The sequence below is a fragment of the Prevotella sp. MGM2 genome (genome assembly GCF_002933955.1).
In the GTDB taxonomy this organism is placed as follows: Bacteria; Bacteroidota; Bacteroidia; order Bacteroidales; family Bacteroidaceae; genus Alloprevotella.
This window is the reverse complement of record NZ_BEWW01000036.1, coordinates 1-25596: the sequence shown is the minus strand read 5'-3', so window position 1 is coordinate 25596 and position 25596 is coordinate 1. Positions and strand designations below refer to the sequence as shown.

25 protein-coding genes are annotated in these 25596 nt (G+C 50.4%); 6 read left to right on the top strand and 19 right to left on the bottom strand.

Features of this window, described 5'->3' with window-relative positions; translation table 11 throughout:
- The 4 genes from C5S62_RS00900 to C5S62_RS00885 form a co-directional block, all read left to right on the top strand.
- On the top strand, nt 1–1259 hold a 1259-nt coding region (locus C5S62_RS00900; protein WP_104403665.1), incomplete at its 5' end, for a TolC family protein.
- 76 nt (nt 1260–1335) lie between these two features.
- Nucleotides 1336–2325 (top strand): HlyD family secretion protein, encoded by a 990-nt coding sequence (locus tag C5S62_RS00895; protein WP_104403664.1) that lies wholly within the window; start codon nt 1336–1338, stop codon nt 2323–2325.
- Between the two features lie 48 nt (nt 2326–2373).
- Nucleotides 2374–3534, top strand: coding sequence for an ABC transporter permease (locus C5S62_RS00890; RefSeq protein ID WP_104403663.1), 1161 nt, complete (start codon nt 2374–2376; stop codon nt 3532–3534).
- 5 nt (nt 3535–3539) lie between these two features.
- Entirely contained in the window at nt 3540–4817 is a 1278-nt protein-coding gene (locus C5S62_RS00885; protein ID WP_104403662.1) for an ABC transporter permease, read from the top strand.
- On the opposite strand, the gene C5S62_RS00880 is transcribed toward C5S62_RS00885, so the two are convergent.
- The 19 genes from C5S62_RS00880 to C5S62_RS00790 all read right to left on the bottom strand — a co-directional run bounded on the left by C5S62_RS00880 (nt 4767) and on the right by C5S62_RS00790 (nt 21981).
- The gene (locus C5S62_RS00880) at nt 4767–5384 is read right to left on the bottom strand and encodes a lysine exporter LysO family protein (RefSeq protein ID WP_104403661.1); all 618 of its coding nucleotides are present in this window, start codon (nt 5382–5384) and stop codon (nt 4767–4769) included. The genes C5S62_RS00885 and C5S62_RS00880 overlap by 51 nt on opposite strands.
- Nucleotides 5381–5662: a LysO family transporter gene (locus tag C5S62_RS00875; RefSeq protein WP_104403660.1), complete on the bottom strand. Its 282-nt coding sequence runs from the start codon at nt 5660–5662 to the stop codon at nt 5381–5383. Before C5S62_RS00875 ends, C5S62_RS00880 begins: the two co-directional genes overlap by 4 nt.
- Nucleotides 5663–5747: 85 nt before the next feature.
- Nucleotides 5748–6941 (bottom strand): pyridoxal phosphate-dependent aminotransferase, encoded by a 1194-nt coding sequence (locus tag C5S62_RS00870; RefSeq protein WP_104403659.1) that lies wholly within the window; start codon nt 6939–6941, stop codon nt 5748–5750.
- 66 nt (nt 6942–7007) lie between these two features.
- Nucleotides 7008–7721, bottom strand: a complete 714-nt coding sequence (locus C5S62_RS00865) for a Bax inhibitor-1/YccA family protein (protein WP_104403658.1) — start codon at nt 7719–7721, stop codon at nt 7008–7010.
- A 50-nt stretch (nt 7722–7771) separates the two neighbouring features.
- Entirely contained in the window at nt 7772–8983 is a 1212-nt protein-coding gene (locus C5S62_RS00860) for a bifunctional 3,4-dihydroxy-2-butanone-4-phosphate synthase/GTP cyclohydrolase II (protein ID WP_104403657.1), read from the bottom strand.
- Nucleotides 8984–9056: 73 nt separating this feature from the next.
- Entirely contained in the window at nt 9057–11192 is a 2136-nt protein-coding gene (locus C5S62_RS00855; RefSeq protein WP_104403656.1) for an LptF/LptG family permease, read from the bottom strand.
- 381 nt (nt 11193–11573) lie between these two features.
- Nucleotides 11574–12866: an MATE family efflux transporter gene (locus C5S62_RS00850; protein WP_104403655.1), complete on the bottom strand. Its 1293-nt coding sequence runs from the start codon at nt 12864–12866 to the stop codon at nt 11574–11576.
- Nucleotides 12867–12881: 15 nt separating this feature from the next.
- Nucleotides 12882–13649: a biotin--[acetyl-CoA-carboxylase] ligase gene (locus C5S62_RS00845; protein WP_104403654.1), complete on the bottom strand. Its 768-nt coding sequence runs from the start codon at nt 13647–13649 to the stop codon at nt 12882–12884.
- Complete coding sequence (locus C5S62_RS00840) at nt 13633–13989, bottom strand: MmcQ/YjbR family DNA-binding protein (RefSeq protein WP_104403653.1); 357 nt, start codon at nt 13987–13989, stop codon at nt 13633–13635. Before C5S62_RS00840 ends, C5S62_RS00845 begins: the two co-directional genes overlap by 17 nt.
- The gene (locus C5S62_RS00835; protein ID WP_104403652.1) at nt 13986–14393 is read right to left on the bottom strand and encodes a YraN family protein; all 408 of its coding nucleotides are present in this window, start codon (nt 14391–14393) and stop codon (nt 13986–13988) included. Before C5S62_RS00835 ends, C5S62_RS00840 begins: the two co-directional genes overlap by 4 nt.
- Nucleotides 14393–14824, bottom strand: a complete 432-nt coding sequence (locus C5S62_RS00830; RefSeq protein WP_104403651.1) for a nucleoside deaminase — start codon at nt 14822–14824, stop codon at nt 14393–14395. Before C5S62_RS00830 ends, C5S62_RS00835 begins: the two co-directional genes overlap by 1 nt.
- Before the next feature lie 55 nt (nt 14825–14879).
- Nucleotides 14880–17003 (bottom strand): Tex family protein, encoded by a 2124-nt coding sequence (locus tag C5S62_RS00825; RefSeq protein ID WP_104403650.1) that lies wholly within the window; start codon nt 17001–17003, stop codon nt 14880–14882.
- Between the two features lie 44 nt (nt 17004–17047).
- Complete coding sequence (locus C5S62_RS00820) at nt 17048–17608, bottom strand: NUDIX hydrolase (RefSeq protein WP_104403649.1); 561 nt, start codon at nt 17606–17608, stop codon at nt 17048–17050.
- 56 nt (nt 17609–17664) lie between these two features.
- Nucleotides 17665–18402, bottom strand: coding sequence for a pyruvate formate-lyase-activating protein (pflA, locus tag C5S62_RS00815; protein ID WP_104403648.1), 738 nt, complete (start codon nt 18400–18402; stop codon nt 17665–17667).
- Between the two features lie 614 nt (nt 18403–19016).
- Nucleotides 19017–19286 (bottom strand): PqqD family protein, encoded by a 270-nt coding sequence (locus C5S62_RS00810; protein ID WP_104403647.1) that lies wholly within the window; start codon nt 19284–19286, stop codon nt 19017–19019.
- A gap of 22 nt (nt 19287–19308) precedes the next feature.
- The gene (locus tag C5S62_RS00805; protein ID WP_110877792.1) at nt 19309–19824 is read right to left on the bottom strand and encodes a S24/S26 family peptidase; all 516 of its coding nucleotides are present in this window, start codon (nt 19822–19824) and stop codon (nt 19309–19311) included.
- Nucleotides 19821–20711, bottom strand: a complete 891-nt coding sequence (locus C5S62_RS00800; protein ID WP_104403667.1) for a hypothetical protein — start codon at nt 20709–20711, stop codon at nt 19821–19823. Before C5S62_RS00800 ends, C5S62_RS00805 begins: the two co-directional genes overlap by 4 nt.
- 51 nt (nt 20712–20762) lie before the next feature.
- A complete protein-coding gene (locus tag C5S62_RS00795) occupies nt 20763–21200 on the bottom strand; it encodes a hypothetical protein (protein WP_104403646.1) in 438 nt (145 codons plus the stop codon).
- Nucleotides 21201–21276: 76 nt separating this feature from the next.
- Complete coding sequence (locus C5S62_RS00790; RefSeq protein WP_104403645.1) at nt 21277–21981, bottom strand: OmpA family protein; 705 nt, start codon at nt 21979–21981, stop codon at nt 21277–21279.
- Nucleotides 21982–22080: 99 nt separating this feature from the next.
- Between C5S62_RS00790 and proS the strand changes: the two genes are divergently transcribed.
- Both proS and C5S62_RS00780 read left to right on the top strand, forming a co-directional pair.
- Complete coding sequence (proS, locus tag C5S62_RS00785) at nt 22081–23565, top strand: proline--tRNA ligase (protein WP_104403666.1); 1485 nt, start codon at nt 22081–22083, stop codon at nt 23563–23565.
- A 25-nt stretch (nt 23566–23590) separates the two neighbouring features.
- Entirely contained in the window at nt 23591–25549 is a 1959-nt protein-coding gene (locus C5S62_RS00780; protein WP_104403644.1) for an ABC-F family ATP-binding cassette domain-containing protein, read from the top strand.
- The last annotated feature ends 47 nt before the right edge of the window (nt 25550–25596 follow it).

The following is a 25596-nucleotide window of genomic DNA, read 5'->3' as shown; positions in this document are numbered from 1 at the left end:
ATATGCGTACGGGTGATGAAATATCATTGTTGAGCCGCGGGCAGAAAGACGCCCTCTCGAATATGGGGACTGCCTTGACCGGGAAGTTCGGGGAACTGGCCGGTCAAATCATCAAAGATCATCCCGAACTGGCACCGCTCATCGGGCAGATAGGTGGTTACCTGCCTCAGGTAGGCGATGCTCTCAACGGAGTGGGGCAGGGCATAGCCGATGCGTTGCGCACCGATACGCGTAACGTGACTACCGCCGCTGTCATTCTCACGCAACCGCTTTACATGGGCGGAAAGATAAGGGCCTACGACCGCATTACACGTCATTCCGAAGAAATAGCCGGCCAGCGGCTGCGTGCTGTTGAGCAGGAACTGCTGCTCGATGTTGACAAGGCTTACTGGCAGGTCGTTTCGTTGGTGAACAAACACCGTCTGGCCGTGGGTTACAGGGACATGCTCCGTCAGCTTTCCTCCGATATGGACAAGATGATTGCCGAGGGGGTGGTCACCAAAGCCAGCGGTCTTACTGTCAGCGTGAAACTTAACGAGGCGGAAATGACCCTCACGAAGGTTGACAACGGGCTGTCACTCGCGCGCATGTTGCTTTGTCAACTTTGCGGTTTGCCGCTCGACAGTCAGTTGCAGACGGCCGATGAAGAATTGGAGAATCTTGAGGTGGAAACCCGCGACGTGACGGCTGATCCCTCGTTGGCCTTTGGCAATCGGCCGGAGTTGGGACAGTTGCAGGCTGCTGCCGGCATATATGATGAAAAGGTGAGGATAGAGCGTTCGGCCTTTCTGCCTCAGCTGGCCCTGACGGGCGCCTATACGGCCACCAACCCGGGCTTGACGAACGGTTTTGAAAACCGTTTCCGGGGTACGTGGGCCGTAGGCCTTACGCTCAACGTGCCGCTGTGGCATTGGGGGGAAGGCAAGTACAAAGTGCGCGCCGCACAGGCCGAGGCAGAAGTGGCCCGTCTGCAGGTGGCCGAAGTGCGCGAAAAGATAGAGCTTCAGGTGGCCCAGTCGGCCTTTGGAGTGAACGAGGCCAATAAGAAATATGCCATGAGCCTGAAAAACCGCGAAAAGGCGGAGGAAAACCTCCGCACGGCGCAGGTGGGTTTCAAGGAAGGCGTCATTGCCACAAGTGACTTGCTGGCGGCACAGACTGCCTGGCTGCAGGCGCAGAGCGACAAGATCGATGCGCAGATAGACATCAAACTGGCCCGCGCGCTGCTGGAGAAAAACATGGGAACATCGGGCCGTTGAAGGCGCGTATGGCAGTTCTTTCCTTCTTATCCGTTTTGACAACAATCATTTAATCATTCATTCAAAGAACAACGATATGTCACAAAAAAGTAAAGCCAACCTCTTACCGGCCATATTCATCATTTCCGCTGTTGTCGTGCTGGTGGCAGTGGGCAGCATGTATGCTTTCAGTCGTCCCGACAACACGCTTCAGGGACAGGCAGAGGTGAGTGAGTACCGTGTGTCGGGCAAAGTGCCCGGCCGCATAGCCGAAATCCGTGTGAAAGAAGGCGATTTCGTTCGTACCGGCGACACGCTGGTCGTACTTGAAGCTCCCGATGTGGAAGCGAAAATGAGTCAGGCGCGGGCGGCCGAAAACGCTGCTGCCGCTCAAAACCGCAAGGCGGAGAGAGGCGCGCGGCAGGAGCAAGTCAGTGCAGCTTATGAAATGTGGCAGAAAGCCCGGGCGGGTGTGGATATCGCTGAAAAATCGTATGGCCGCATGAAGCGCCTTTATGAGCAGGGTGTGGTGACGGCTCAGAAATTCGATGAGGCAACGGCTCAGCGCAATGCGGCCGTAGCCACGGCAAAGGCCGCCAAGGCACAATATGACATGGCGCGCAATGGCGCTCAAAGGGAAGACAAGGAGGCTGCGGCAGCCATGGTGGATCGTGCTAAGGGTGCTGTGAATGAGGTCGGGACCTACCTTAAGGAAACGGTGCTTCTGGCTTCGCACGACGGCGAGGTGACCGAGATTTTTCCACAGATAGGCGAATTGGTCGGGACCGGTGCGCCGATTATGAACGTAGCCATCATGAAAGACATGTGGGTGACGTTTAACGTGCGTGAGGATTTTCTGTCGCATTTTGCCGTAGGGCAAACCGTAGAGGCCCGTGTGCCGGCTCTTGGCGACAGGAGAGTGAAACTGAAAGTCTACTATATGAAGGATTTAGGCAGCTTTGCAGCCTGGAAAGCCACCAAGACGACGGGACAGTTCGACATGAAAACCTTTGAGGTGAAGGCCGAGCCGCTGGAGGAGGTGAAGGGGCTGCGTCCGGGTATGTCGGTAATCATGGATATGGAGTGACCTGTAGGAGAAAACGTTTTGACAGCCAAAAACACTAAAGTCTGTACGATGCGCACAATATTGAAAATAGCTGCGCGGGAGATCCGCCTCATGGCCGGTAAGCCCATTTATTGGTTCTGCATGGTTGCGGCGCCATTGTTCTGCTATCTGTTTTTCACAACGCTGATGTCATCGGGACTACCTACGGATATGCCGCTGGGACTGGTTGACAACGACCGCACCGCTACTTCGCGTTCGTTGGCACGTAACCTCAATGCCTTTCAGATGACGGACATCACAGCGCAATATGCCGATGTGAGCGAAGCCCGCCGTGCCGTACAAATGGGCGAAATATACGGGTTCTACTATATTCCCGAGGGAACTTCGCGCCTGGCGCAACGGCAGGAAATCCCAACGGTGTCTTTCTATACGAATTACTCCTATTTGGTGGCAGGTTCGTTGCTTTACCGAGACATGCGTACTGTTTCAGAACTCGCCTCAGGGGCGGCATCGCGAACCGTACTTTATGCCAAAGGTGCCACAGAGCGGCAGGCAATGGCCTATTTGCAACCGATCGTTATTGATACGCATGCCGTTGGTAACCCCTGGCTCAATTATAATGTTTACTTGAGTAATACCATTATTCCGGGATTACTGATGCTTTTCATTTTCATGGTGACGGTTTACGGTATCGGCACGGAAGTGAAAAGGGGGACTGTCCGCCAGTGGATTGGGTTGGCCGGCTGTTCTATGTGGAAAGCCCTTACGGGGAAATTACTGCCGCAGTTGCTGGTGTTCCTGCTGATGGGTACACTTTATGTCGTATGGTTTTACGGTTTCCTGAATTTCCCCTGCAAGTGTGGGATCCCCACGATGTGGCTGGTCATGGCTTTGGGCGTGATGGCCGCGCAGGGAATGGGCGTTTTCATGTTTGCCATGCTGCCTACGTTACGTTTGGGACTGAGCTTTGCATCGCTTTGGGGCGTCATCTCGTTTAGCATTTGCGGCATGTCTTTTCCGGTTATGGCCATGCATCCCGTTTTGCAGGGATTGGGATATTTGTTCCCGTTGCGGCATTATTTTCTGCTTTACGTGAACTGCGCCCTTGACGGTTATCCATTGTTTAATGTGTGGCCGTTTGTGCTTGGCCTGGTCGGATTCATATTGCTGCCGGTAATGTCGCTTGGTCGCCTGAAGAAGGTTTTACTCACTGTACCCTATATTCCCTGATCTATATGAACTTTCAGAAAATAAAAGATTATTGGCGGCAGTCGTGCAAAGACTGGAACTTCATTTTCATGCACGAACTGCGTAGCATGATTAAGGATGAAGGTGTGCTCATCTTCTTCTTCTTGGTGCCTTTGGCTTATCCGTTGCTCTATACTTTTATATATACCGGCGAAACTGTACGGGATGTACCTGTTGTGGTGGTTGATGACAGTCACACGGCCCGCAGCCGTGAATATATCCGCCACATCGATGCTACGGCAGATGTTGAGATCATGTCCTATTGCAGCGACATGGCTGCGGCAAGGAAGGCCATAGAACATCGTGAGGCTTATGGTCTTATTCATATTCCTTCGGATTTTAACGACAGATTGTCCAAAGGGGAGCAGACTTATGTCAGTGTTTATTGCGATATGAGCGGACTGCTCTACTATAAGGCTTTGGTTACTGCCAATACTAATGTGTCGCTGGCAATGAACGCAAGAATAAAGGTGGCGCGGGCCGGAAACACAACCTTGCAGCAGGATGAGGTGACGGAACATCCTATCGCTTATGAAGAAGTGAGTCTATATAACCCGCAGAACGGTTTTGCGTCTTTTCTCATTCCGGCTGTTCTAATTCTGATAATTCAGCAGACGCTGTTGCTGGGGGTGGGAATTTCAGCCGGTACAGCCCGTGAGAAGAACCGTTTTAAGGAATTGATGCCCTTTAACCGTCATTATACGGGACTCCTGCGCATTGTCTTAGGTAAGTCATGGGCTTATCTGCTCGTTTATATACCGATTTCTGTGTATGTTCTGGGAGTTGTGCCACATCTGTTCCGCCTCAATCAAATAGGCAGCCCTGTGAATCTGATTCTCTTTGTGATTCCGTTTCTGATGGCTTGTATCTTTTTTGCAATGACGGTTTCTGTTCTTGTACGTCACCGCGAGACGTGTATCATGCTCATTGTTTTCACGTCTGTTCCGCTTTTGTTCATATCGGGTGTCTCATGGCCGGGAACAGCCATGCCGGCATTTTGGAAAACCGTTTCTTATATTTTTCCATCAACGCCGGGTATTAACGGTTTCTTGAAAATCAATAATATGGGGGCGCCTTTGATTGCTGTACGGCATGAGTGGGTGATGCTTTGGACGCAGGCCATTATTTATTTTTTCACCACCTGTTTGGTTTACAGGTATAGTATCATAGCTTCTCGCCGTCATGTTGTAAGGCTTTATAGAAGGATGAAAGCTTTACGCGCAAAAAAAACTCACAAGGAAAGGGACGCTCATGTCTATCAGTAGACCATGGAACAGACATATGGCAACCAGTTCTTGACCGGATACGCGAAGAATAGCAGGCATAGTAATGTCGGCTGTAGTGGCACCGCCGGCTGCCAGTGGTCCGAAAGGGCCTAACCAACGTCTGAGCAAGGGAGCGCCTATCAATACCAGCATTTCTCGGAATATATTTGAAAGCAACGCTATTGTGCCTAACTCCGTAGCCAGCTGAATGCCCAATGACGGGGTCTTCAATTGGGTAATCAATACGGAGGATAGTGAATAATAGCCCATGCCGCTTCCTACGGCCATACAGTCGGCTATGCTCCAGCGGCTTAGTAATAATCCGGTCAAAGCTGAGAAGAGTAAGGTACCTGTGATGGTGGCTATGGGTATGAGCAGGACTTTCGGACCAACAGTGTTGATTATTTCTTTCAGGTTGCCGCTTCGTCCGATGTTGATGCCGACTTGCAGCATCATGAAGTAAAGAATGCAGACCGATAAATCCGGCAGATAATCCGGCATCTCCATAAAAGCTCCGGCTATGCAGCCGCTGCCGAACAGTATCAGTGTGAAAATACTTCCTTTCATGGTTGCTTTTTTTCTTTGTTGAATAACCATCGCCTCAGGGCGCATGCTGCTGAAGCACTTCCTATTGTGGCCATACTACCGATGAAAACGGCCTGTGCGCCGAGTTCCCACAGATTTCTTACAATTTGTGGATTACTGCCTACGGTTAATCCTAGCACCATGAGCATTAATCCGATGGTGTAGTGGAGTGAGTTTTCAACAAAGCGCAGTGACCGGAAGTGGCGAAAGAGATAACCGATGCCAATGCCGGCAAGAGTAATGAGGATGACCGGATACATGTTATGAGATTAGGAAAAGCATCCGCAGTTCGTTGGAAGGAACTTTGCGGATGCTTTTGTTATGTGTAAAGGATTATTTGAATTCTTATATCAGACTGGCAAGGCACTCTTTGATGCGGCGCATCGCTTCAACAATGTTGTCATCGCTGGTAGCATAACTCATGCGGAAGCAATCAGGGGAGCCGAATGCCGCACCGCCTACGGTGGCAACGTGTCCTACTTCAAGTAAGTAAAGGGCAAAATCCATGGAGTCGTTGATGGTATGTACGCCATCGGTTTTTCCGAAATAGCTGCTGCATTTTGGGAACAGGTAGAATGCTCCTTGAGGTTCGTTGACTTCCAATCCGGGTATTTCGCGTGCCAGACGGACAATGAGGTCACGCCGGCGCTCGAAGGCCTTGCGCATGTCTTCTACACATTGTTGAGAGCCGGTGTAGGCGGCTTCTGCTGCCTTTTGTGAGACGGAGCAAGGGCCGCTGGTGTATTGTCCTTGCAGCTTGTTGCAACCTTTGACAATCCATTCTGCACCAGCGATGAAACCGATGCGCCAACCGGTCATGGCATAGGCTTTGCTCACACCGTTGATGATGATGACGCGCTCACGGATGTTTTCAAATTGTGCAATGCTTTCGTGGCGGCCCACGTAATTGATGTGCTCGTAAATTTCATCAGCAATCACGTAAACGTTTTCGTGTTGTGCCAGAACGTCAGCTAATCCTTTCAGTTCGGCCTTGGAATAAACCGAGCCGGTGGGGTTGCTTGGTGAGCAGAGGATAATGGCTTTTGTGGCGGGAGTAATGGCCGCTTCAAGTTGTGTGGGAGTAATTTTGAAGTCTTGTTCAAAACCTGCTTCCACGATAACAGGTGTTCCTCCGGCCAGCTTTACCATTTCAGGGTAGCTTACCCAATAGGGAGCGGGTATGATAACTTCGTCACCGGTATTGACCAGTGCCATTACAGTGTTGCAGACTGACTGTTTGGCTCCGTTTGAAACTGAAATCTGTGCAGGAGTATATTCCAGATTGTTTTCATTCTTCAGTTTAGCTACAATAGCTTCACGAAGGGCTGGATAGCCCGCTACGGGAGAATAACGTGACCAATTTTCCTCTACAGCCTTGACGGCTGCAGCTTTTATGTGATCGGGTGTGTTGAAATCCGGTTCGCCCACACTCATATTGATAATGTCGATGCCTTGGGCTTTCAATTCACTGCTCTTTTGCGACATGACCAGAGTGGCCGAAGGAGCGAGGCGGTTAAGGCGGTTGGAAAGAATGTTCATGCTGGATGGGTATTTTGTTAAATTGCTAATTGAGGAAAGTGAGGCTGAAGATGGGGCCTGTAAGCTTTAATTGCGGTTGCCGCCGAAGATACGTAGCAGATAGAGGAATAGGTTGACAAAATCAAGATAGAGTGTCAGGCTTCCTAGCAGGGCCAGTTTCATTGTGTTGTTGTTGACTTCGTTGCCATGCTCAAGGAACATCATCTTGATTTTCTGTGTGTCGTAAACCGTCAGGCCCGCAAAGAGCAGTACCCCAAGATAAGTGATGCCCCAATAGAGTGCTGAGCTGGCTACAAATATGTTGACAATGCTTGCTATGATAAGGCCGATGAGTGCCATGAAAAAGAAACGTCCCATGGCTGAGAGGTCGCGTTTGATGATAAAACCGGCCAGACTCATTGCGCCGAAAGTTCCGGCAGTCACGAGAAACGTTGTTGCGATGACGTCCGTTGAATAAGCAAGGAATATAACAGAAAGCGTAGCGCCGTTGAGAATGGAGTAGGCGGCGAACATTAGCCCTGCAGTGGGAAAGGACATACGCATGATGCGCGAACTGAGAATGAAGACCAGTGCAAGTTCGGCTATTATCAGACCGAAGAATGTCAACCGGTTGGAGAAGATGGTTTCCATCAGTCTTTGATTGGTGGCCACGTATGCAGCCGTGAGTCCGGTCATGGCCAGTCCCATGGTCATCCATATATAAACTTTCCGCATAAGGGCGGAGAATGCCGTAGCACGTTCGGCATTGCCGTAAACATTAATGGTTTTTTCTTGTTCCATAAGATGTAATGTGTTTAATCAGGCAGAATTGTGTTCTTCCCTGGAGTTGTTTATTTGATATGTAGCGTGTGTCCCATGCGCTCTTTTTTTGTGCGCAGGTAGTGTTCGTTGTGTGGATTCGGGGTTATTTCAATAGATACGTTCTCGACGATTTCCAGACCATAGGCTTCCAGCCCGACACGTTTCACCGGATTATTGGTGATGAGACGCATTTTCTTTATGCCGAGTAAGTTGAGAATTTGTGCTCCCACGCCGTAGTTGCGCTCGTCGGGGTCATATCCCAGATGTACGTTGGCATCAACGGTGTCGTATCCCTCTTCCTGAAGTTTGTAGGCGGCGATTTTGGCCATGAGACCAATACCCCGTCCTTCCTGATTGAGATAGAGGATAACGCCTTTACCTTCTTTTTCAATCATGCGCATGGCTTCGTGCAGTTGGTCGCCACAGTCACAGCGCTCGCTGCCGAATATGTCGCCCGTCATGCAGGATGAGTGTACGCGTACAAGCAACGGCTCTTCATCGTTCCAGTTACCTTTGATAAGGGCTACGTGTTCCAGCTGGTTGCTTTTTTGGCGGAAGGGAATGAGGCGGAAGTGGCCGTATTGTGTGGGCATGTCGACTTCGTCACCTTTTTCTACGAGGCATTCTTGTTTCAGGCGATAGGCTATGAGGTCTTTGATGGTAATGATTTTCAATCCCTCTTTTGCCGCAAACTCTTGTAGTTGCGGCATGCGTGCCATAGTGCCGTCTTCGTTGAGGATTTCAATGAGGCATGCCGCTGGCTGCAAGCCCGCAAGGCGTGCCAGATCTACGGCGGCTTCCGTGTGTCCGGCACGTGCCAGTACGCCGCGGTCTTGGGCGTAGAGCGGATTGATGTGTCCCGGCCGTCCGAACGTTTCGGGTCGGCTTTCTGGGTCGGCCAACGCACGGATGGTGGCGGCGCGGTCGTGGCATGACACTCCTGTGGTACAACCTTCGAGTTTGTCAATGGTTACGGTGAAGGGAGTGCCGAGCATGCTGGTATTGTCCTGTACCTGAAAGTCCAGATTGAGTTCGCGGCAACGCTTGAGCGTGACCGGTGCGCAAAGTACGCCGCGGCCGTAGCGCAACATGAAGTTGACGGCCTCAGGGGTTACGAGTTCGGCCGCCATGATAAGGTCGCCTTCGTTTTCGCGGTCTTCGTCGTCTACAACGACAACGAATTTACCTTGCTTAAAGTCTTCGAGAGCTTCTTCTATTGTGGCTAGGTTGAAATGGCTCATATCTTTCGGTTATTGTTTTATAGGGAAAAATGTCTTGACGAATCTGTCTACGATTTTCCGTTGAGTGAGGATTTTATGATTGTTTCAGAGGTTTTGGCATGGGGAGTGTCCGCCCTGAAGAATTTTCCGGAATGGAAGTCGGTATTGTTTTTTTAGTTTTGATGGGTTTGTCCGGCCGGTTATTGCGGAAATGGCGGTAGGTGTACCAGCCGCCGGCGAATGCCAGTAGGATTACAATAATGGCAATGGCCCATTCGCGCCGGCGATGCTTTTTGTGTGTCGGCAAGGTTTCTTCCGCTTCTTCGGTAACAGCCTGTTCCGGCTTGTTAAGGGTGTTGATGATGAGGTTCAGGCGCATGCAGGTTTTCTCAATTTGTCGCAAGTCGCGCAGCAGTCGTAAGCGGAAACGCCAGATGCGTGCCCATAAAATCAGACCGACAGGAAAAAAGATGCCTGCGGCCATGTTTGCCTCACGGCTGGTGAAGGGCGATATGTGGGCGTGGGCATAAATGATTGGCAGGCGGTTTGTTTCCGCCAGCACCTGCGGTTCGCGGCTGTTGGAGAGTTCCTCGACTATTTTGTCCATCTGTTCGCCCAGTTTTTCTACGCGGCTGTCAGTAGTGTGTCGGAAGAAAATGTGGAAGTAGTTGGGGGCCGACATAAGATTGGCGGCTTGGGCGTATTCATGGCATCCTTCTCGCAGCCGGTCTATTTCCGCTGGTAGCCGGTCATAATTGGTTTCATTGATGATGACTTCCTTGCGGTTGATGTGGCGTGAGGAGCGTAGTCCCAGCAGTTGGCGGAAGAAAGCTGCGTAAAGTTCGCTGTTGAACATCACAGAGTCTTTATTGGACTTGTAAGTGAGGAACACACCGAAGGGTATGAGTACGGCAGAACTTATCCACATGCCGTAAATCATGTTCCAGGATCCGTCGCGTGCCATTTTCATGCCCGAAGTGTCGATGATGTAATAGAAAATGAATATGAGTACGGAAATGACTGCCGGAAGTCCCAGACCGCCTTTCCGGATGATGGCGCCAAGAGGGGCACCTACGAAGAAGAAAAACAGACATGCCAGAGAAAGCGTCATCTTCTGGTGCCATTCTTTCCAGTGGCGGCGGATGTTGCTGTCGCCCTCACCGCTCATTACGCTCTTCCATTCCAGTTCAGAGCGTATGGAGCGTATGTCGCCGGCTGCGCGCGTTTTGGCCGTCTGCAGGCGGTCGGGGGACATGCTGGAGAGCAGGGTGTCGAATGGCACTGCTTTCATCCGGGCCAGTGATTTAGTTTGTTGCTCCGAAAGGTTTGGCACACGATACCACCGTAATTTCACGTCATCGTAAAAGCGTTGTCCGATGCTATCGAGGCTGCTCTCTATGGAGTCTACGCTGGTTTCTATCTGCCTCATGTTTTTGGCCTGCGGCATATTGTTGAGCATGTTTTTGTCCATTAGGGCAAAATTGCTGTCGAAGTCTATGATTACCTGTTTGTAGTTGAATGTCTCGCGGTCGAAAGGCAGTTTGATGCTTCCCATGGCCGACACGCCGCCTTGTTGCCAGGCTTCCGATTGTGTGCCGCTCCACAGGTCGAGTTTCAGGTGGAGTTTGTCTTCCGACATTTCCAGACGTCCTGAATCTGCCAGTACGATCTGTGCCTTGTCGAATCCTTGGTCGGTTTTGTAGATGATCACCTGATAGAGCATGCCGGTTTCAGCATTCTTGCGTTGCACGTAAAGGTTAAGGTCCGGTATTTCGTTGTAGAACACTCCTTCGGGAATTTCCACGGCCGGTTGTGCCTGCTTCATGCTGAAGAGTAGCGTCTGCATACTGATTTGGGCTTGGGGACTTGTGAAGTTCTGAAAATAGAAAGAAGTTCCGGTAACCATTATGACAACTATCAGGATAGGGCGCATGATGCGTATGAGTGGTACGCCGGCCGCTTTCATGGAGAGCAGTTCCAACTGTTCGCCCATGTTGCCGAAAGTGATGAGCGAGGCCAGCAATACGGCCAGTGGCAGCGACATGGGCACGAGCGTTACGGCCATGTACCAGAAAAACTGCCCGAGTACATCGAGTGAGAGGCCCTTGCCGATGAGTTCATCCATGTAGCGCCAGGTGAACTGCATCATGAATACAAAGAGACAGATGAAGAAGGCGGCCACGAAAAGTGGCAGAAACTTCTTCAATATGTAGAGGTCTAACTTCTTCATTGTGGGGAAACGGTGTTCCGTTTGGGCGGCCTGCGGCGCGCTTCACATTTGCAATGCGGGGAACCGTGTTGGAATATCACTGCAAAAATACGAGTTTTTTTTCAAATAACCGTGTTAAACGGTTTGCTTGCAGCCGCTGTGAGCCGTTCTGCCCGCCTTTTGGGGCTGATGGATTTTTAAAATATTTACTGTCAGATGTTCCACATCGGTTTTAAGAGGTGGTATCAGGAAAAACTTTTCCTGTTTGTCTGTGATGTCTGAAGCGGTTCGCCAGACACTGCTCTGACCGGTCGGTGGTGTGGAAAAACTTTCGGTGCATGGCCGGAATAATATAGATTGCGCCAATTATGTTGAAACGTGGCGCAGCCGGTTTTCCACCACTCAGAAAGCACGCCGCATCACACGACGAAAGAAAAACGCCTGCATCAGTCCGCGTAAAGCAAGGTAGGTGAGAAAAGCTACCCATAAGACGGCATTATCTGGCGGAAACAGCGCATTGACGAGAAAGAAAGCGGCCGTGGCCACAGTCATGGACAACAGCATTTCACGGGTAGCGGTGGCTCCGATGAAAAGGCCATCGAAAAGAAAGGCGCCAAAGCTCAGGAGAGGGAGCACCGCTATGGCTGGAAGGTAGCGGACGGCGGTTTCGACAACGGCAGTTTCGCCGGTGAGCAAACGGAGAAAAGCGGCGCCTCCCAAGGCATAAACTCCAGCAAAAAGAATAGCCAAACCGCCGCCTGTGACGAACAGCAGTCGTGCCAGGCTACGGAAACGGCTCACATTGCGCGCGCCTACATAACGGCCGCCCAAAGCTTCGGCGGCATAGGCAAAACCATCCATGAAATAGGAAAAAAGAACAAAGAACTGCATCAGGAGGGTGTTCGCTGCCAGCACCAGTTCGCCTTGCGCCGTACCGGCGGAAGTGAAACTGGTGGTCACTCCAACCAGACAGAGCGTGCGTAGGAAAATGTCGCGATTGATACCTAAAAAATGCGCCAAAGCGGAACGTTTCCACACGCCCTTCAGGTGCAGGATACCGGAAGCTGAGGCATGATAACGCTTCCACCACAATGCAAATCCTACAGACAATCCGACATATTGTGCCGTCAGCGTGCCTAATGCCACACCTTCGACTTTCAGTCCGATTCCTGCAACCAGTATCAGGCTCACCGCTATGTTGACAACATTTTGGACTATGGCAATATACATGGGAAAGCGGGCATTCTGCATACCAAGGAACCAGCCGGTGAGACCATACTGCGCCAGTACAACGGGAGCTCCCCATATAAGAATATTGAAATAACGGCGGGCAAGCACCTCTACGTCAGGTGATGCCGAAACCAGCCGGAAGGCGACATCCGTCAGCACTCCCTGCAAGGCGATGAGTAGCAGACCGGCTCCCAAGGCCACACCCAACGAACGACACAGTGCACGCAGTACCTCGGTCTTGTCACCACGGCCGTAGGCCTGCGCCGTCAGTCCGCCGGTACCCATCCGCAAAAAGGCAAAAAGCCAATAAACCATATTGAACACCATACCTCCTACTGCAATGGCACCGATATAAGCCGGTGAGCCAAGATGGCCTACGATGGCGGTATCGGCCAGTCCGAGCAGGGGCACTGTGATATTGGAAACGATACTGGGAACGGCTATGCGCCAGATGTTGCGGTACATAAGGGAAAGGAGGATTTACATGGAAAGGAACTTCACCTCCTTGAAAGCGTAGGAGGATTCACGGCCGTTTTCCTCACACAGACATAGTTCTCCGGACGGAGCCACTCCGGCTATGCGGGCAAGGAAGCGCCGGCCGCCGGCTGTCTGATAAGGATGGAATCCCTCGCGCCGGTAGAGACGCGATAAATACAGATGATGTAGCTCATGCTCTCCCCCTCGCTTGAGATGGTTGTAATACTGCTCAAAATAATGGCAGATATGGTAAAGCAGTTCCTCACAGTCTACCGGTCTGCCCAAAATCTGCCGCAATGAAACGGGATTGGGCGTATCGCTCCCGAAACGGGTCTGATTAACATTCAGTCCTACTCCGGTAACGGTGGCGGTAATATGCCCTCCACTCAAATCATGTTCGAGTAACATGCCGCAAATCTTGCGGTCGCGGTAATAAACATCATTCGGCCACTTCAGCGTAATGTCATTCACATAAGCGTCTAGTGCCGAAGCTACCGCCAATGCCTGTACCTCCGATAGGAAAAACTGCCTGGCCGCCGGTAAGAAAACGGGGCGGCAACGTATGCCGAAAAGCAGGTTCTCACCCGCGGTCGCTTCCCAATACGTACCGTGCTGCCCGCGGCCGGCCGTTTGGAAACCGGCCGTCAGAAGCAGGAAATCTGTAGTGTGAGCCGCCACCATTTCCTGACGGCGCAACTGCAGCATGGTAGAGTCTGTCGTCATCAGGCTTATCCGCCGCCAAGCGGCAGAAAGTTCACCGGAGCTGGGCATATTCCGCTTGTGTTTTCTTGGGAAGTTTCTTCAATACCTCGTCTAGAGAATGGTTTATGAGCTGGAGAATCACATCATCGGACACATCGGCATCGAAAACCACATCGTTCCAGTAACGCTTGTTCCAATGCCAGGCGCCGTCAATGCCGGCATAAGTGTCGCGCAGGGCTATGGCACGATCTGGGTCGCACTTCAATGCCACACGGTCAGGCCTCGTAAGGTCAAGGCAGGCAAAAATCTTATTATAAACTCTGAAAAGAATGTAATCCGGTCCGAAAGCGGTATCTTCCGTCACCAGAGGCAGGGAGAGGCAATACTCCCGAACGGTTTCTATGTTCATTGGAAAGAGGTTTTGGCAACGCCGTATTTCTTCTGATAACGTAAAGTTTCGGAGTCAAAGGCATTTTCTATCTGTTGAATCTCAAAGGGTCTCCGCTCGCCCACAACAGTTATGATGTCGAAACGGAAAGGCTGGTCAAGATGTTTGTCCAATATATAATGGTGGGCTGCTTCGAGAATGTTCTCCTGTTTTTCCAGATTGACAGCAGCCTCTACCGGTACTTGGGTCTGGCTGCTGCGGGTCTTCACTTCCACAAAAACGATCTCACCGTAATAATCGGCCACAATGTCCAGTTCCAAATGTCCTACGCGCCAGTTGCGGTCAAGAAGGCGGTAACCGCGGTGCATCAGATACCTGCAGGCTTCTTCCTCACCGGCCAGGCCCAGTTCGTTGTGCCGTGCCATCAGCGTTTACGCTTAAAAAAACTTGTCATTAGTCCGCCGCATTCTTCAGCCATCACGCCGCCCACTATTTCTGTCCGGGGATGCAGCGCCTTTGGTGCATAAACACTGAAGCCGCGTTTAGGGTCGGCGGCACCGTATACCAGACGTCCCAGTTGCGACCATCCGATGGCTCCGGCGCACATCACACAAGGTTCTACAGTTACATAAAGCGTGCAGACATCCAGATATTTTCCGCCAAGAGCGTCGGCAGCCGCTGTAATAGCCTGCATTTCTGCATGTGCTGTCACGTCATTAAGCGTCTCTGTGAGATTATGAGCACGGGCTATTATGCGGTCACGGCACACCACCACGGCACCAACCGGCACCTCATCGCGGTCAAACGCCATCTGTGCCTGTTCCAAGGCACGTTTCATATATTCTTCGTCGATCATCACTTGAATTCTTTTCATTTAAAATAAGAACAGGAAAGGTTATCAGGAAAAATTCCTACATACCGCCCACAAGGCGCAAGGCTACCCTTCCGCGCTCTTCGTCTATATCAATCACCCGCACGATTACCTGCTGCTGGATATGCACCACTTCTGCCGGATCTTTCACAAAACGGTCGGCCATTTGCGATACGTGCACTAATCCCTTGACCTTTATGCCCATGTCAACAAAGCAGCCGAAGCGGGTTATATTGGTCACCACACCTGGCACTTCCATTCCTTCTTCCAAATCGGACAACGAGCGCAATCGTGCATCGAAGCTGAAAACCTTGGCAGTGCCACGCGGATCCCGCCCGGGCTTGGCCAACTCCGCCATGATGTCCTTCAACGTAGGCAGGCCTATTTCGGCGGAGCAGTAATCCTCCAAGCGTATTCCGGCACGCAGGTCGGGAGAGCCTATCAGTGCCGGCACATCACATCCGGCGTTCTTTGCCATCCGCTCCACCAAGGCATAGCGTTCCGGATGTACAGCCGTATTGTCGAGAGGGTTATCGCCACCTGATATACGCAGGAATCCGGCACACTGCTCGTAAGTCTTCCTACCCATCCTGGGCACGTCGAGCAACGCCTCCCGTGAAGGGAACGCGCCATGTTCGGCCCGATAATCCACAATATTCTGCGCCAGCAACGGCCCTAAGCCCGATATGTACGTGAGCAGGGACTTGCTGGCGGTGTTGACGTTTACTCCAACGGCGTTGACGCAGCTTTCCACCGTTGAATCGAGTGATTTCTTCAAGGCTGCCTGGTCGACATCGTGCTGGTATTGCCCCACGCCGATAGCCTTGGGGTCAATTTTCACCAACTCTGCAAGGGGGTCGGACAGGCGGCGCCCAATGCTCACGGCACCGCGCACGGTTACATCATAGTCAGGAAATTCCTTGCGCGCCAAGGGTGAGGCGGAATAGACTGACGCCCCGTCTTCGCTTACCAGAAAAACGTCTACCCCCTTCAGGTGAAGATTTCTTACCATCTCTTCCGTTTCGCGGCCGGCCGTACCGTTTCCTATGGCGATGGCTTCTATCTGGTAGTCCTTTACCATACATGATACGGCAAATCCGGCGCGCGCATACTGATTGACCGGCTGGTGGGGATAGATGGTTTCGTTATGGAGGAGATTGCCGTGCGCATCAAGGCACACAACCTTGCATCCTGTCCGGAAGCCGGGATCGATGCCCATGATGCGTTTCTGTCCCAGCGGAGGGGCCAACAGTAACTGCTTGAGGTTGGCTGCAAACACTTTGATGGCTTCTTCGCCGGCAAGTTTGCGACTTAAAACCGCAAATTCGCCTTCGATGCCGGGCAGAAGCAGGCGCCGGAAGCCATCCTCTACGGCCTGTTGTACCTGCGGGGCAGCCGGTGTGCCGCGACGCACGTAGCGGTGAACGATGTCCTGCCGTGCGGCTTCCTCGTCGGCGGGTCCGATGCTCACCCGCAAATATCCCTCAGCCTCGCCGCGGCGCATGGCCAGCAAGCGGTGAGACGTGCAACGGCGCAAAGGTTCGCAAAAGTCAAAATAGTCGCGGTATTTCCCGGCTTCGGCAACTTTTGACTTCACTACCCGTGAACGGATGAGGGCTGTCTTTTCAAAAACATGCCGGAGCCGGCGCCGTGTTTCCTCATCTTCGCTCACACGTTCGGCCACAATGTCGCGTGCTCCCTGTAGGGCAGCCTCAACGTCAGGAACTCCGTCGCCTATGTAGCGCGCAGCGCTCTTGAACGGATCGGCGTAAGGCTGAAGCATCAAAGTGTCAGCCAGAGGCGACAGCCCCTTGTTTCGTGCAGCTTCTGCCCGTGTTTTCCGTTTGGGCTTGTAAGGCAGATAAATATCTTCAAGCTGTGTTTCGTCCCAACACGTCGTGAGGCGCAAACGGAGTTCTTCGGTCAGTTTGCCCTGTCCCTCAATGGTTTTAAGTATGAACTCACGCCGGTGAGCCAGCTCTGCCAGACGTTCGTTTTCTTCCTTCACCTTGCCTACCTGCACCTCGTCAAGTCCTCCCGTCACCTCCTTGCGGTAGCGGCTGATAAAGGGAATTGTGGCACCTTCGTCTATCAGACGCACGGTAGCGGCCACCTGTGCCGGCCGCAAACCGAGAGAACGGGCTATGATATTTGCAATTTCCATGTTCTTAAGAAGTTTTTCACAAAAAACGGTTTCGCTACGGAAAACTATTGCTGTTCCGAGAAATATCTCCACAAAGGTGCTGCCATCAAGGCTTGTCTGATTTCGTCGCCCGAGAGCAACTGCCTCACCTCCTGCGGAGAGAGGAGATGCACGACAATGTCCTCCGTAGGTTCGAGGTGCTGTTCCGAGAGCAGTTCAACGTCTTCGGCCACGTAGCAGTAGGTCAGGTTGTTCATGGCACTGGCATTGCAGGCCAGCGTAGTGAGCAACCGCCAGCGGCCGCCGCCGTAACCGGTCTCTTCGTAGAGTTCGCGCCGCGCGGCCTCTTCAGGCGAAGCATCGCTGGCATCAATACAGCCGGCCACGATTTCCCATGCGGTCTGTCCCAACCCATGCCGGTACTGTCTGATGAAGACGAACTCTCCTGTCTTGGTACGGGCTATGACGTTTACCCAGTCGGGGTATTCCAGCACATAATATTCATCGTTCACCACACCGGCAGGCAACCGCACACAGTCGCGGCGGGCCGTGAGCCACGGACGGCGAAAGAGGTAATCACTTTTCAGAATTTCCCAGTGACGGGGATCATTGTCAAGCTTTTTCATAAAGAAATCAGATATGAGCTGAATGACAGACAGACCGGATGAAAAATATCTTCGTTTTAATTGACAACAAGTTGCGGAAAGTATTTGCGCAGGATTTCCTCAGCCCGGACAAGCTGCTCCGGCGTATTCTCCTTTATGTCCCGCAGCTGGTATTCCCATCCCAAGGCTTCGTATTTATGAACACCGAGTGTATGGTAAGGCAGCAGTTCCACCCGTTGAATCTGCCGGAAATCCTTAAAATGCTGTCCCAGTTTGTGCAGATCCTCTTCCGCATCGCTCAGTCCGGGCACAAGCACGTAGCGCAGCCAGAAAGGGTGCCCGCTGGCCTCAAGCCATTCGGCGGTATGGAGCGTCTGCTCATTGCTCCGGCCGGTAATGTGGCTGTGACGCTCCGGATTGATTTCTTTCACATCGAGCAGAACAAGGTCTGTCAGACGCAGAAGTTCCTCTACATGACTGTTCCACACCGTGCCGTTAGTATCGACACAAATATGAACACCGGCCGCTTTAAGACGCTCAAAAAGCGGAATAAGCGCCTCGGCCTGAACGGTAGGCTCGCCTCCCGAGAAAGTAATGCCTCCACGCTTGCCGAAGAAAGGCTTCATAGAAACGGCCTGCTCATAAATATAGTCGGGCGAAGTCTCCTTGCTTTCACCCACGGCATCGATAGTGTCGGGGTTGGCGCAATAAAGGCAACGGAACGGGCATCCCTGAAGGAACACCACGTAGCGCAGGCCGGGGCCGTCAAACGTACCCATGCTCTCGTAACTGTGTACTCTTATTGTTTTTTCCATAATTTTTCTTTCCAACCGGTACGCCCGCCACAGCTGCCATGCGTTGACATACGGAAGCATTCCGCGAGCGACGTTTCGTGATATAGTGAGGACAAAGATAACGATTAATATTGGAAAAATCCAGCAGCGGAAACAACATTCGGAAACCCGACAGGCAGACCGCCGGAAGAAGTAAACATGTATTGGGGTTATTTAAGGATTATAAACAATACGGCCGCGATTCACCGATTTAACATTTCTTGCTTTCGGTCGTTTCAGGTGGTATCTTTGTAGCAGAATATGAAGCCGTCTCGCAAGGACGGCTTTTTTCATGAATTTTCAAGGCAAAAAAGTCCGTATTGTTCTTAAAAATGCAATACTTGGAATTTAAATTCCGAGTATTGCCCTAAAAAATATCTCTATTCCCATTGCCGGAAGGTGCCTTCATTGCTCTAAAAGACGGTCGGATGCCAAAGGAAAAGTTAAAAGTGTTAATTCTCATTACGGTCCTCAAACTATTCTTTTTACTTTAATTAGCTAAAAACAGAGGACAGATATAACTGATAAATCCATACCATTTCATAAAGAAACGATATGGATTTTTCATCATTAAAGCCTTCCTGAAGAGGAATGCCCTATTCTTCTATTACCCCCTGTTTGCGCCATACTTCAATAAGGGTATCGGCATCGGAAAGAGCCTTTTCGGGCGTGACTTCATACTCTTCCACCAGCAGACGGGCCAGTGTGTGGGCATCAAAAGAACCGGTGCCCACAGCGGTCCATAAATAAGCGGCACTCTCATTGAGGGTAATAAGCTTGCTGAAATCAACATTTTCAATGCCTTGGGCTATGACGACTTTCTCGCCGCACACATCGCGCAATTCGAACCCGGATTTTAATTTCATGATTTTTCTGATATAAAAGATGTTATGATTTTATTCTTGAAGGAAACCAACGAAGGATTATGCGCCTGTGGAAAGCCAGAAATATCCGGCGCAAAAAAGAGGAAGAGGGCCACAAAAAGGAATAAAGACGCCATTTCACGCCGGAAGTGGAATCGGGACAACTACGCCCCTTGCGTAAAAAACCTGTTGCCCGTCCGATGACATGCGACGGATGGCAACTTTCCGTTCCGTAAACATTTCCGTCACCACGGAGCGTAACCGTATCGCCGGTATGACTTACCACCCGATGAAACACGTATACTCCGGGATTTATCTCGGCCAATACGGCATCGCCCGGCTTTACGCCGGCTCCATCGCAAGGAGCCAAAATAACTCTGTCGCGGCAATCTTCCAAAAAAGGCCGCATGCTACGGCCGCGTATCCGGAAAGTAGCAGTGCGTCCCTCGTCAAGCATGTTCTTGACAGCCGGTATAAGATGCTCGGCAGGAATGGCTTTGCTTTTCGTCTGCCTCTCTTTTTCTCCTACAGCCGTATTCATTTGTCCGAAGCTATGGTGTTGAAACTGAGTAGCGCTGCCTCTTTGTCGGCCCGGCATTTAAGATAATAGACCGGAACGGAAGACGCTATTCGGGATACGGTATTGAGTATGGCATTATAGGAAGGCTTGTCCCACATCATGGAAGAACACGATGAAAACACTGAAGCAAAGGATTTGGCACCGGTCTCACGGAATATGACGTTCTCGGAATACTGCTCCAAGCGGAGATAGGCTCCAACCGGAAGAGACAAATTGCGATAACAGGGTGTTTTACCGCTCCAGGGAGTACCGTATACCGACACACTGCCGTCCTTGCCGATCCGAACGGCGGGATTATCATCGTTAAGCAGGTCTGAACCGGGAATGTGCTCACGCCACAAACGGGAGTGGGTGCTTTTGCCTGTTCCGCTCTTACCTAAAAACAGATAAGCATAACCATCTTTCATCGTAACAGACGCGTGTATAAGGAGAATGTCATGGTGGGCGCCGGCAAAGGCAAAAGCAATCATAAGGGCATTGTTCAAGCCAAAACGCCAAAGGTCGTCACCACCGAAAAGCGAGGCTCTGCACTCTGAGAAATCCGCGGAAGTCTCCATGGCACAAGCCGGTTTGCCCCCCACATCAGTGATGGTTATAAAATATCCTCCTTCCGGTCGTTTGTAAATACCATGGTTGATACCGCCGCAATCGAACGTCCCTATTTCTTCACCATCCGGAATGAAACTTACCAGATTGTCACCAATGGTCATATCGAAAATGACAGAGGTATCCTTTCTGTCTTTTATATAAAAAGGTGCATAAGAAGGCAATAGGGGCCTTGCGTCTGTTATTTCATTAAAATGAAGATGAAATGCGGCATCCGCCACTTGAAAAAAGAAATCGTTCACTCTTTTAATGAGTATGGGCAAAATATATTTATCAACTAAATTCTCACAAAGCTACTTGCCCTTAGTTTCCGGCATATTCCCATCGGAAACAGAAGGGGCAACCATCCGGAAGCGAAAATCCTTATCTGGAATCAACAGAATATTATTTCGCTGCTCTTTATTCAGATTCTTACGCACTGCCGCCCATTTCTTATCTGCCTTCTTTTTCTTTGGACTAAAGAAAAAGGCACAGGTGAAATATTGTCCTGTCTGCTCCTGAAGATAAGTTTCCATTTGACGGACATAGGTTTGACAGTTGTCAAAGAAAGCAGACTTGCTGTTTATTACGCCTTCAATTTCCTGAATCGAGGACAAATATACGGTCGTATCCCCTAAACTGGTGGCTACACCGAAAACATAAAGTTTTCCGTCATCACTGCCTCCTTTTGCACAAACAGAAACAGAAGAACATGCAATAATCAATGCTAAAAAGAAGAATCTGACAGCCATAAGACTTATTATTAAATGAAACAAACGGGCAAGGATGCAAATCTGCTGACTTGCATCCTTGCCCGTTATTATTTTTTTACTGAGCTTGCTGTTGAGCCTGCTTAATCAGAGCCTCGCTCGGGAAAATATAAATTTCCACACGACGGTTCTGCTCCTTGCCGGCGGCAGTGCTATTGTCGGCTACAGGATTAGTTTCGCCTAAGCCAGTAACCTCACGTATGCGAGAAGCGGCCAAGCCACTGCTTTTCAGGAAATTGCTCACTGTCTGCGCACGCTGCAAAGAAAGAACCTTGTTCTTTTCCTGACTCTGAGCAGCAGAAACGCCCTTAAACGGCGTATTGTCTGTAAAGCCGTAAATACTGAGATCCAAATCAGTATCCAGATTAGTTACAAAAGTCTTCAGATTGCTTTGCGCCTGAGCACTAAGCGTAGAACTGCTCAAAGAGAAGAGGATGCCAGAAGGGAACGTAGCCTTTACAGCTGCGGCATTACCGTTCTCATCCGTAATGACTTCAGTTTCAGCATTGGCGGCCTCAGCTGCTTTCTTAGCCTTGTCCATCTTATGGCCGATGAGCGTTCCTGTACCGGCACCAACAGCAGTACCGATGGCTGCACCGATAGCAGCACCCTTACCACCACCGGCTAACTGACCGATGAGAGCACCGAGAGCACCACCGCTACCACCGCCGATAAGACCTCCTTTGGCTGTATTTGACATTGAGCACGCACTCAAAAGCATAGCTATACAGAGTATACCTGTTGAAAATTTCATTGTCTTCATAATCGTTTTTACTTAAATCTTTAATGATAGTTTGTTATTACGCGGCAAAGGTACGAATTATTTCGTAATTTTGCAGCCACATAAATGTTATTTTACGATATGGCAAAAGAATTAAAAGACCTTACGAAACGTAGTGAGGATTACTCAAAATGGTATAATGAACTTGTTGTCAAAGCTGATTTGGCCGAACAGGCCGATGTGCGAGGCTGCATGGTTATCAAACCTTATGGTTATGCCATTTGGGAAAAAATCCAACAGTCCCTCGATGACCGCTTCAAGGAAACCGGCGTTCAAAACGTATACTTCCCGATGCTTATTCCCAAAAGTTTTCTCTCGAAAGAAGCCGAGCACGTAGAAGGTTTTGCAAAAGAATGTGCCGTTGTAACACACTACCGCCTTAAAGCCAACCCTGAAGGTGACGGCGTGGTAGTAGACCCTTCTGCCAAATTGGAAGAAGAATTAATTATACGCCCTACTTCAGAAACTACTATCTGGAACACTTATCGCAAATGGATACATTCTTGGCGTGACCTGCCTCTCTGCTGCAACCAATGGTGCAACGTAATGAGATGGGAAATGCGCACACGCCTGTTCTTGCGCACCAGTGAATTTCTTTGGCAGGAAGGCCATACGGCACACGCCACAAGAGAAGAAGCTGAGACACGCGCCAAACAGATGCTTGACGTTTACGCCGATTTTGCTCGTGAAGTAATGGCTATACCTGTCATACGTGGCGTAAAAAGTGCAACAGAACGTTTTGCAGGGGCGCTCGACACGTACACCATCGAAGCCATGATGCAAGATGGTAAGGCTCTCCAAAGCGGAACAAGTCACTTCCTGGGGCAGAACTTCGGTAAGGCATTCAATGTGCAGTTTGTTGATAAAAACAATCAACTGGATTATGCCTGGGCTACCAGTTGGGGAGTTAGCACTCGTCTGATGGGAGCACTCATCATGACACATTCCGATGACAACGGTTTGGTGCTACCACCTCATTTAGCCCCGATTCAGGTTGTAATCGTACCTATATATAAAGGTGATGCAGAACTGTCCGAACTGAATGAAAAGCTCAACGCCCTCACCTCACGTCTGAAGTCCATGGGCATCCGCGTAAAGTACGACAACGCAGACAACAAACGTCCTGGTTTCAAATTTGCGGATTACGAATTGAAGGGCGTGCCGGTACGGCTCGTTATGGGACACCGCGACATGAACAACGGCACAATAGAACTGATGCGCCGCGACACTCTGGAAAAACAGACCTTACCACTCGAAGGCATAGAGGAATATGTGAAAAATCTTCTTGAAGAAATCCAACAGAATATTTTTGAGAAGGCCAATAAACGTCTGCAGGAAAACATCTTTACTTGTGATAACTACGAAGAATTCAAATTACGTGTCAAAGATGGCGGTTTCTTCCTCTGCCCTTGGGATGGAACCGAAGAGACAGAAGCTAAGATCAAGGCCGACACACAAGCCACAATCCGTTGCATACCTTACGGTTACGATCAATCGAATCCAGGTACGGATATGGTAAGCGGCAAACCGGCGACCTGCAGAGCCATTGTGGCAAGAAGCTATTAAAGTTCTGTCACACAACCGTTAAGACATGATTAGCGTAGAAGCATTAAAAGTTGAATTCGGAGCACGTCCTCTCTTTGAGGACTGCTCTTTTGTTATAAATAAGAAAGACCGCATAGCCTTGGTCGGCAAGAACGGGGCAGGGAAATCCACACTCCTGAAAATCCTGTCAGCCCAGCAACAGGCCACTTCCGGTACAGTTGCCATACAGCGCGATGTGACCATAGGATATTTACCGCAGGTTATGGTTTTGTCGGACGAGCACACTGTTATTGAAGAAACGGAAAAAGCCTTCGATCATATCAGTGAGTTGCAAGCACACATTGAGAATCTTAACAACGAACTGGCACAAAGAACAGACTATGACAGTGCTGATTATATGTCTTTGGTAGAACGTTTCACTCATGAAAGTGAGCGTTTCCAAATGACTGGAGGCATGAATTATCGTGCCGAAATGGAACGGACGTTACAGGGATTAGGTTTTTCACCATCCGATTTCGGACGGCCTACCAAAGAATTTTCCGGTGGATGGCGCATGCGCATAGAATTAGCAAAGCTATTGCTTCGCCGGCCTGATGTTCTATTGCTTGATGAGCCAACCAATCATCTTGACATAGAAAGCATTCGATGGCTTGAAAATTTTCTTGCCCATAACAGCGGTGCGGTCGTACTCGTCAGTCACGACAGGGCATTTATCAATAATGTGACAAACCGCACACTGGAGATAACATGCGGCCGGGTGGTGGACTATAAAGTTAAGTACGACGATTTCATCCGCTTGAGGGCCGAACGTAGGGAACAACAGTTACGGGCGTACGAAAACCAACAGAAGGAAATTGCCGATATTAAGGATTTTATCGAACGTTTCCGATACAAGCCCACTAAAGCCGTACAGGTGCAAAGCCGCATCAAGCAACTGGAGAAGATAGTTCCCATCGAGGTGGACGAAGTGGACAATTCTTCACTCCATCTGAAGTTCCCTCCTTGCTCACGTTCCGGCGATTATCCTGTCATCTGTGAGGATTTGAGGAAAGATTACGGAGAGCACAGCGTATTTCATGATGTCAATCTCACGATAAAGCGAGGCGAGAAAATTGCTTTTGTCGGAAAGAACGGAGAGGGTAAGTCCACTCTTGTCAAATGTATCATGAATGAGATCCCCTACACGGGAACCTTGAAATTAGGGCACAATGTGGAAATAGGATACTACGCTCAAAACCAGGCGCAATTGCTCGACGGAGAGCTTACTGTATTCGACACCATCGACCGTGTGGCCCGAGGTGACATCCGTTTGAAGATACGCGATATTCTGGGTGCGTTCATGTTTGGCGGCGAAGCCTCCGACAAGAAGGTAAAAGTTCTTTCCGGCGGCGAGCGCAGCCGCCTGGCCATGATAAAGCTTCTGCTGGAACCGGTCAACTTCCTTATTCTGGACGAACCCACCAACCATCTTGATATGCGTACCAAAGACGTTCTCAAAGAAGCTATTCAGACATTCGACGGAACGGTCATCGTGGTAAGCCACGACCGTGAGTTTCTCGATGGGCTGGTAACGAAGGTCTACGAGTTTGGCGGAGGGCTGGTACGCGAGCACATCGGCGGTATCTACGATTTCCTGCAAAAAAAGGAAATGGCCTCTCTTGATGAACTACACACAAAGAAAGACCATCTCCTTCCGAACAAAACAGACAGTACCGCCGCAACAGCCGAGAAAACGCTATCGGAGGGAAAACTGTCCTACGAGGAGCGTAAGGAACTGGCCCGGCAACGCCGAAAGGCTGAAAAGCGGGTGGAGGAGTGCGAAAAAGAAGTCATGCGTCTTGAAGCTGAAAAAGCAGACATTGAGCAACGCCTCTCCACACCGGAAGGCGCCGCCGACATGAAGCTGGGTGCCCTCTACAGCGATACCGAACGTCTGCTTAACGTAGCGGAAGAGACATGGGCGCAGGCTGTTGAGGAGTTGGAGAAATTTGACGTCACACACTGACAAATGTCATCGAAACGATAGATCAGAAAAAGAATCAGTATAAAAAC